At 30.9% G+C, this 7,050-nt stretch carries 6 protein-coding genes; all 6 read left to right on the top strand.

Going from position 1 to position 7,050, the window contains the following annotated elements:
• A partial coding sequence (locus KAOT1_RS05550) for a hypothetical protein (protein ID WP_007093751.1) occupies nucleotides 1-1,076 on the top strand: 1,076 nt, incomplete at its 5' end.
• Nucleotides 1,063-3,714, top strand: a complete 2,652-nt coding sequence (locus KAOT1_RS05545; RefSeq protein WP_007093750.1) for an amidohydrolase family protein — start codon at nucleotides 1,063-1,065, stop codon at nucleotides 3,712-3,714. The genes KAOT1_RS05550 and KAOT1_RS05545, both read left to right, overlap by 14 nt.
• A gap of 81 nt (nucleotides 3,715-3,795) precedes the next feature.
• Nucleotides 3,796-4,245: a YybH family protein gene (locus KAOT1_RS05540; protein WP_007093749.1), complete on the top strand. Its 450-nt coding sequence runs from the start codon at nucleotides 3,796-3,798 to the stop codon at nucleotides 4,243-4,245.
• 149 nt (nucleotides 4,246-4,394) lie between these two features.
• On the top strand, nucleotides 4,395-5,504 hold the full coding sequence (locus KAOT1_RS05535) for an alkene reductase (RefSeq protein ID WP_007093748.1): 1,110 nt from the start codon (nucleotides 4,395-4,397) through the stop codon (nucleotides 5,502-5,504).
• 9 nt (nucleotides 5,505-5,513) lie between these two features.
• Complete coding sequence (locus KAOT1_RS05530; protein ID WP_007093747.1) at nucleotides 5,514-6,569, top strand: NAD(P)-dependent alcohol dehydrogenase; 1,056 nt, start codon at nucleotides 5,514-5,516, stop codon at nucleotides 6,567-6,569.
• Between the two features lies 1 nt (nucleotide 6,570).
• Entirely contained in the window at nucleotides 6,571-7,044 is a 474-nt protein-coding gene (locus tag KAOT1_RS05525; RefSeq protein ID WP_040559898.1) for a peroxiredoxin-like family protein, read from the top strand.
• Nucleotides 7,045-7,050 lie beyond the last annotated feature (6 nt).

Genomic DNA, 7,050 nt, shown 5'->3' with positions numbered 1-7,050 from the left:
AATTTATTGAAGATATAGAAAATTTAGAAAATAACCCCTTAAACATTTCTTTTGGAGATGTTTTAAACGTCTTAAATTCTTACAAAATAGCTACTTATGATTTGGAAGATTTATATTTTATTTTTGCTATTAAATCATATTACACGATAGAATTAACATCTTTGTATTCGAAATATAAAAATGGAGCGGAGAAGCTTATTGGAACCGATATATATCCTCGTAATGCGAAAATAACTTATAATTTAAAGCATAATAATTTTTGGACATTTGAATTTGATAATATTAGCGATAGTAAAATAAGTGTTAATGAATTAGTAGCTACTTTTGTTATTTCAATGAGGAAAGATATTGAAAGAACTAATGATGAAGTTATATATGAATATCAAGCTGTAAGAAAAAATAATCAAATTATATTTTCATTACTTGGATTCATAAGAAATATCTTTTTTTATCAAACACATTTTAAAAGAGTTTTTGGAGAAGAAACAAAGAGTAACTTTAATTTTGAAAATCCAATTATTCCTTTTTTTAGTGTAGACTTATTAGAAGTTATACTTAACGATTTGATTTTTAATAAAGTTAAGTTTTCTAGTAGTTATCGATTTGATGAAATTATTTACAGACAAATAATAGGAAAAATTCAAAAAAAATTGTCTGAAGTAGATAAAACTTTAGCTACCAAAGAAGTTTCTTTAGAAGAAAAATTTTCACAACATCCGTTTATAAAAGCGATTACAGAAGAATTTGAGAATAGTTTTTCAGAAAAAATAAATTTACTTCACCCATCTGCTACTGATTTGGAATCAGAAAGTGTTCAAGATTCACAAAAGGAAGATCTTTTGAAGCGTTTAGCCAAGCATAATTTAAATTATTATAAAGGAAGATATTTTAGTGGAAGAGAATTTTCTCCACAAGGAGCAAAAAGGGCTATGAATAATTTAGCCAAAGATTTTAAAGATTTTCCTTCAGAACAAAATTATCTATGGAAACTAAGAGGTTTAATGGATAGGAATATACTTGAAGCATTAAAGAGGATTGAAGAATTTTTAAGAAAACTCGCCAATGGACAATCTTAGAAAATCTATTCAAGTTATTTTTGGAGAAACCTGTCCAGATCAACTGATTCAAGATTTGTATGACATCACTAGTTTTAAGAACAAAGATGTAGTAGCAAAAAAAGATTTTTTAGAAAATGGACTTAAATATTTTCATCATTTGAGTTTTGATGAAATTGAGAATCTCCATAAAAAACTAGAAGAAGATTGGTTTTTTGATGTATACCAAAATGGTAAACAGGAGAAATCTGTTTACAACTTGCTATTGCACTTCAATAAGCAAGTTTTAAAAGAACGGAATAATCAACCACTTGTGAGTTATCAGCATTTGTTGAGATGGCGCGATTTGTCCTTTACTCTTGGTGAAGATATATTCACATGTTCATATTTTGCTTATATGGACAATAGAGCTAAGAAAAATCGTGACTTTTTTGCATGGCAACCTGTGATTTTTTCTACAAATAATCGTTTGAAGAAAATGTTATTAAAAGGAGTTGCTGAAAATCATTTCCATTTTAAAGGTTCAGCACCAGTTTTCGATCTTTCATGGATCGTATTAATGAATACTATTAACACACACCATAAAACCTTTAAAGAATTAAAAAAAGAAATTAAATTAAATGGAAAAGTATCGTATTCTTTTAAAAATCACACGAAAGAAATTGATATCTTAGTTTATAAAGCATGTAGAATACGGTTACTATTATTTGAATTTATTAATTCTGAGAATAAAAATATTAATTTAAAAGATTGGGAATCTTTATTAAAACCTTCATCTAATAAGCAAACATCTTTTGAAGTCTTGCTTAAACTAAATGAGTTGCAAAATGAAGTAAGTCAAAATAAATTCCTTTATGGTTATAAATTCAATCATAAAGGTAAAGATGATATCGCTGATTATACAATAACTAAAAACATGCATATTCGTAACTTTAAAGGTTCTTTTCTACTTTACGGTGAACGCAAATTATTATACGACACATTCAAATACATATACTCGAATTGTGAAAAATCAGAACAGATTTCAAAACTTTTACATATTTATTTATTAATAAAAAACGAATTCAGAGCTGAGTTGATTCAGATTAATAAAAGGATTGGTTTTTCAAATTTTTCAAAATACCAAGATAGAAAAGAATATTTTATTCCAGAAGACAGTATTTATGAAACTGCTATGTATCAAATGGCAATAAATGATACTATAAAGTTTCAAAATATAGTATCATTTGAAACTCGAATAGCTCCAAAGAACTCTGTCAAAGAGTTGAACGAAAGTCTTAAAAAGTACCAACGTAATAGTGATGCGAATTCATTAACAAATAGAAACATCAAAATTTCCAAGAAAAAACTATTTAATAAGCTTAAAAAAGAAAAACATTTCTACACAATACACTTTATAAAAAAGAAAGAAGAAAATATAAAATTGACTCTAACACAAGTAGGATTACCTAGGCATTATAAATTAAGAGACAATATTGAAAAACAAGCTAAAGCAATAGTTCTACTACGTGAATCTTATGCTAAAAAAGCAAGTTTAATAAAAGGGATTGACGCTGCATCATCTGAATTTAATACTAGACCAGAAGTATTTGCTCAAGTGTTTAGATATTTAAAAGATCATAAATTACAAGGGGAATTCAATCATTTAAAAAGCAAGATAGTTGAAAATAAGTTATCGGCAACATTTCATGCAGGAGAAGATTTCTATGATATTATTGATGGTATTAGAAGTATTGATGAAGTAATTAAGTTTTTAAAGTTTTGTCCAGGTGATAGAATAGGACATGCACTTGCACTTGGAATAAATGTAGAAGAATATTTTAACTTGAAAGATAGAAAGATAATGTTACCTAAAGAACTATTAATAGATAACATATCATGGTTATTAGCTAAAATTAGAAAATATAACATCAATGAATTTTCAAGTGAAGTTTATAAGCTAGAAAAGCTTTTTGACTCGCTGTTTCGAGAAATATATCAAGTAAATTTTGATCAAGAGGTAAAATTTTCTTCAATGAATTTTACACATGACATTTTTTACGATGCATGGAAACTGCGTGGTGATGATCCATATCTTTACATGGAAAATATAGAGGATGATGTTAATCAAATCTCAAATATGACATATTGGGAACGATGTAGAATCAATTATTTTTATCCAAAAAATTCAAATATTCGGAAGGATTCTAAAATTAAATTTTTATATCAACAATATCATTTCAACCAAAAAATTAAAAATAAAGGAAAGGAAATAAAACAGTTTACTATTTCTGATACGTATATCAAATTAGTTGAAAAAATTCAAAAGAAATATCAACATTATATAAGAGATCTGAATATCGGTATTGAGTGCAATCCAACTTCCAATTATTTGATAGGAACCATTGATAAATATAGTAAACATCCTATAAAAAACTTTTTTAATTTACATTTAGAAACTGATACTCGGAAAATAAAAGAATGCCCTCAAATATTTGTTTCTATAAATACGGACGATCAAGGGATATTTGGGACATCTTTAGAAAATGAATATGCTTTATTGGCAATTGCTTTAGAAAAAGAAAAAGATGAAAATGGTAATCCAAAATATAATCAAGCAATGATCTATAATTGGCTAGATAAGATTCGAGAAATGGGATTAGAACAAAGTTTTGAATGATAATGTAATGTCAATAATTTTCTAATTGTACTTACCCTTTAACTTTTATTCCTACAGCAACTAAAAACAATCAATTAACCTATGAAAACATACATACAACTACTGTTCATCTTATTTTCAATACAATTTTCAATCGGACAAAACTATAATGGAAATCAAGAAGACATCAATCAAATACTAAAAAACATCAAAGATTTTTCAAGTTATGTGAATACTGGAAATTATGAAATGATTGGAAAATCATATACAAAAGATGCTAAAATATTTCCCCAAAGAGGTGACATCATTATTGGTGTAGAAAACATCACAAAATATTGGATCTTACCTGAAGGCGTACAAACAAAAAATCATAAAATTACACCAAACGAAATTACAATTGTAGAAAATACTGCGTACGATTACGGATATTACGAAGGAACAACCGTACGTGCCGATGGAAAAACAAGTTCTTGGAAAGGCAAATATGTCATCGTTTGGAAAAAAGTAGGAGACGACTGGAAAATATACATGGATATTTGGAATTCTATCTAAAATTATAAAAGTAAAAACAAGAAATTATTTACAAAATAAAAAATCTTTTGCTCAATCCATGTTAATGTTAACTTGATAGATTTATCTACAGCATTTTCAATAGCTGATTTCGTATTTTTGAGAGAATCGAAAAAATATAGAAAGAAAGAATGAAAAAAGAACCATTACTAGAACCCTATAACTCCAAAAACTTACAATTACAAAATCGTGTCATCATGGCACCAATGACAAGAAGCAGAGCCAACAATGACGGAAATTTTCCTACTGATGAATTACACGGCATCTATTACGAACAAAGAGCTTCCGCTGGATTAATCATTACAGAAGGTTCTCAGGTTTCCAAAGAAGCTGTAGGATATATTTACACACCAGGTATTTACTCAAAAAAGCAAGTAGAAGGCTGGAAAAAAGTTACGAAACGTGTACATGATAAAGGCGGGAAAATTTTTATCCAATTGTGGCATGTGGGACGAATTTCGCATCCAGATTTTCATAACGGAGAGTTGCCTGTTGCGCCATCTGCGATCAACCCTGAAACCAAATCCTACACGCCTGAAGGAAACAAAGATACGGTAACGCCACGCGCAATGACGCAAGAAGATATCGACAGAACCATTCAGGATTTTGTAACTGCTGGGAAAAATGCAGTAGAAGCTGGTTTTGATGGTGTAGAAGTACATTCCTCTAATGGATATCTTTTTCATCAGTTTTTTACCAAATGTTCTAATGAACGAACGGACAACTATGGCGGAAGCATTGAAAACAGAGCACGATTTTTCTTTGAAACGCTAGACGCGATGAAAAAAGAAATTCCTGAACAAAAAATTGGTTGTCGTTTCAATCCTTCTCTAAACGGAATGGCGGGAATTACAATTGACGAAGAAACGATTCCAACTTTTGAATACATCATCAAGAAACTGAATGAATACGATTTGGCCTACGTGCATTTATCGGAACCTTTTAACGATGTATCGGATGTAGAACACGCCGTGACAGACATTGCAAAACACTTTAGACCTTTGTATAACGGAACTTTAATCATCAACACCGATTTCGATCAAGAAAAAGGAAATAAAGTCATTTTAGATGGAGAAGCAGACTTGGTAGCCTATGGAAAACCTTACATTTCAAATCCTGACTTGGTAGAACATTTCAAACATGGGATTGAGTTGGCAGATTGGGACAAAGATACATTCTATACACAAGGAAAAGAAGGATATACAGACTATCCAAAAGCAGCAATTACAATTAATCAATAAAAATATACAATGACAACAATAAAAGCATACGGAACAGAATCAGCGGAAGCCGATTTAGAACAAATGGAAATTGAAAGACGAGATATTTTAGAAAATGATGTAAAAATAGACATTCTCTATTGTGGCGTTTGTCACAGTGATATTCACGCAGCCAGGAACGACTGGGGAAACGCAACATATCCTTTAGTGCCAGGACATGAAATCATAGGTCGCGTAGCGGAAGTTGGTAGCAAAGTAGCAAACTTCAAAGAAGGCGATTTGGTCGGTGTCGGTTGCATGGTAGATTCTTGCCAATCATGTAGTGCCTGTGAAGACGATTTAGAGCAATTTTGCGAAGAAGGAATGGTTGGTACGTACAACGGAAAAAACAAACACACAAACAAACAGACTTTTGGAGGTTATTCTACAAGTATTACGGTAAAAGACGACTTTGTTTTAAACGTTCCTGAAAATTTAGATATCAAAGCTGTAGCACCATTATTATGCGCAGGAATTACAACATTTTCTCCATTAAATCATTGGGATATTAAAGAAGGAGACAAAGTAGGTGTTGTGGGTCTTGGTGGATTGGGACACATGGGAATCAAATTTGCAGTTGCCATGGGAGCAAAAACCATTATGATTACCACTTCGCCTGACAAAGCGGAAGATGCCAAACGACTTGGTGCAGATGACGTACTAATCTCTAAAGATGAAGACGAAATGAAAAAGCACAAAGGAACTTTCGATTTTCTACTAAACACCGTTCCTGTAAAGCATGACATCAATCCGTATTTAAATTTGCTAAAACGCGATGCAACTATGGTAATGGTTGGAGCAATTGAGCCACTAGAACCAATGCACGGCGGAAGCTTAATTATGGGAAGAAAAAGAGTCGCTGGTTCGCTAATTGGCGGAATCAAAGAAACACAGGAAATGCTTGATTTTTGCGGTGAACACAACATCGTATCTGATGTAGAAATGATTGACATGAAAGATATTAACAATGCTTTTGAAAGAGTGACAAATAACGATGTAAAATACAGATTTGTCATTGATATGGAAAGCCTAAAAAATGAACAATAAAATGATAAAACCAAGAAACAAAGCTCCCGAAATAGATATCAATTTAGTAAATGACACGCGATGGAAATTCAGCGACCAAAAAGCTGAAAACTTCGTAATGATACTATTTTACAGAGGGAAACACTGTCCGATTTGTAAAAAGCAATTAGAAGAACTACAAAGAAAACTCCACAAATTTACGGAAAGAGGTATCAGTGTAATCGCAATTAGTTCTGACACAGAAAAAGTTGCCAAAGAAACCTATGACGAATGGGAAATCTCAGAAATTCCAATTGGATACGAATTTCCTATTGAAGAAGCTCGAAAATGGGGATTATTTATTTCTTCAGGAATCAAAAAAGAACCAGATCATTTCATAGAACCAGGAATGTTTCTATTGAAACCAGACGGAACCATGTATTGGGAATCCATTCAATCCATGCCATTTGGTCGTCCAGGTTTTAATGATGTTTTGGCAGGAATAGATTATATTTAAAAGAAG

This window comes from Kordia algicida OT-1 (genome assembly GCF_000154725.1).
Lineage (GTDB): Bacteria > Bacteroidota > Bacteroidia > Flavobacteriales > Flavobacteriaceae > Kordia > Kordia algicida.
The sequence above is the reverse complement of the archived record's forward strand: the minus strand, read 5'-3'. Positions and strand labels throughout refer to the sequence as shown.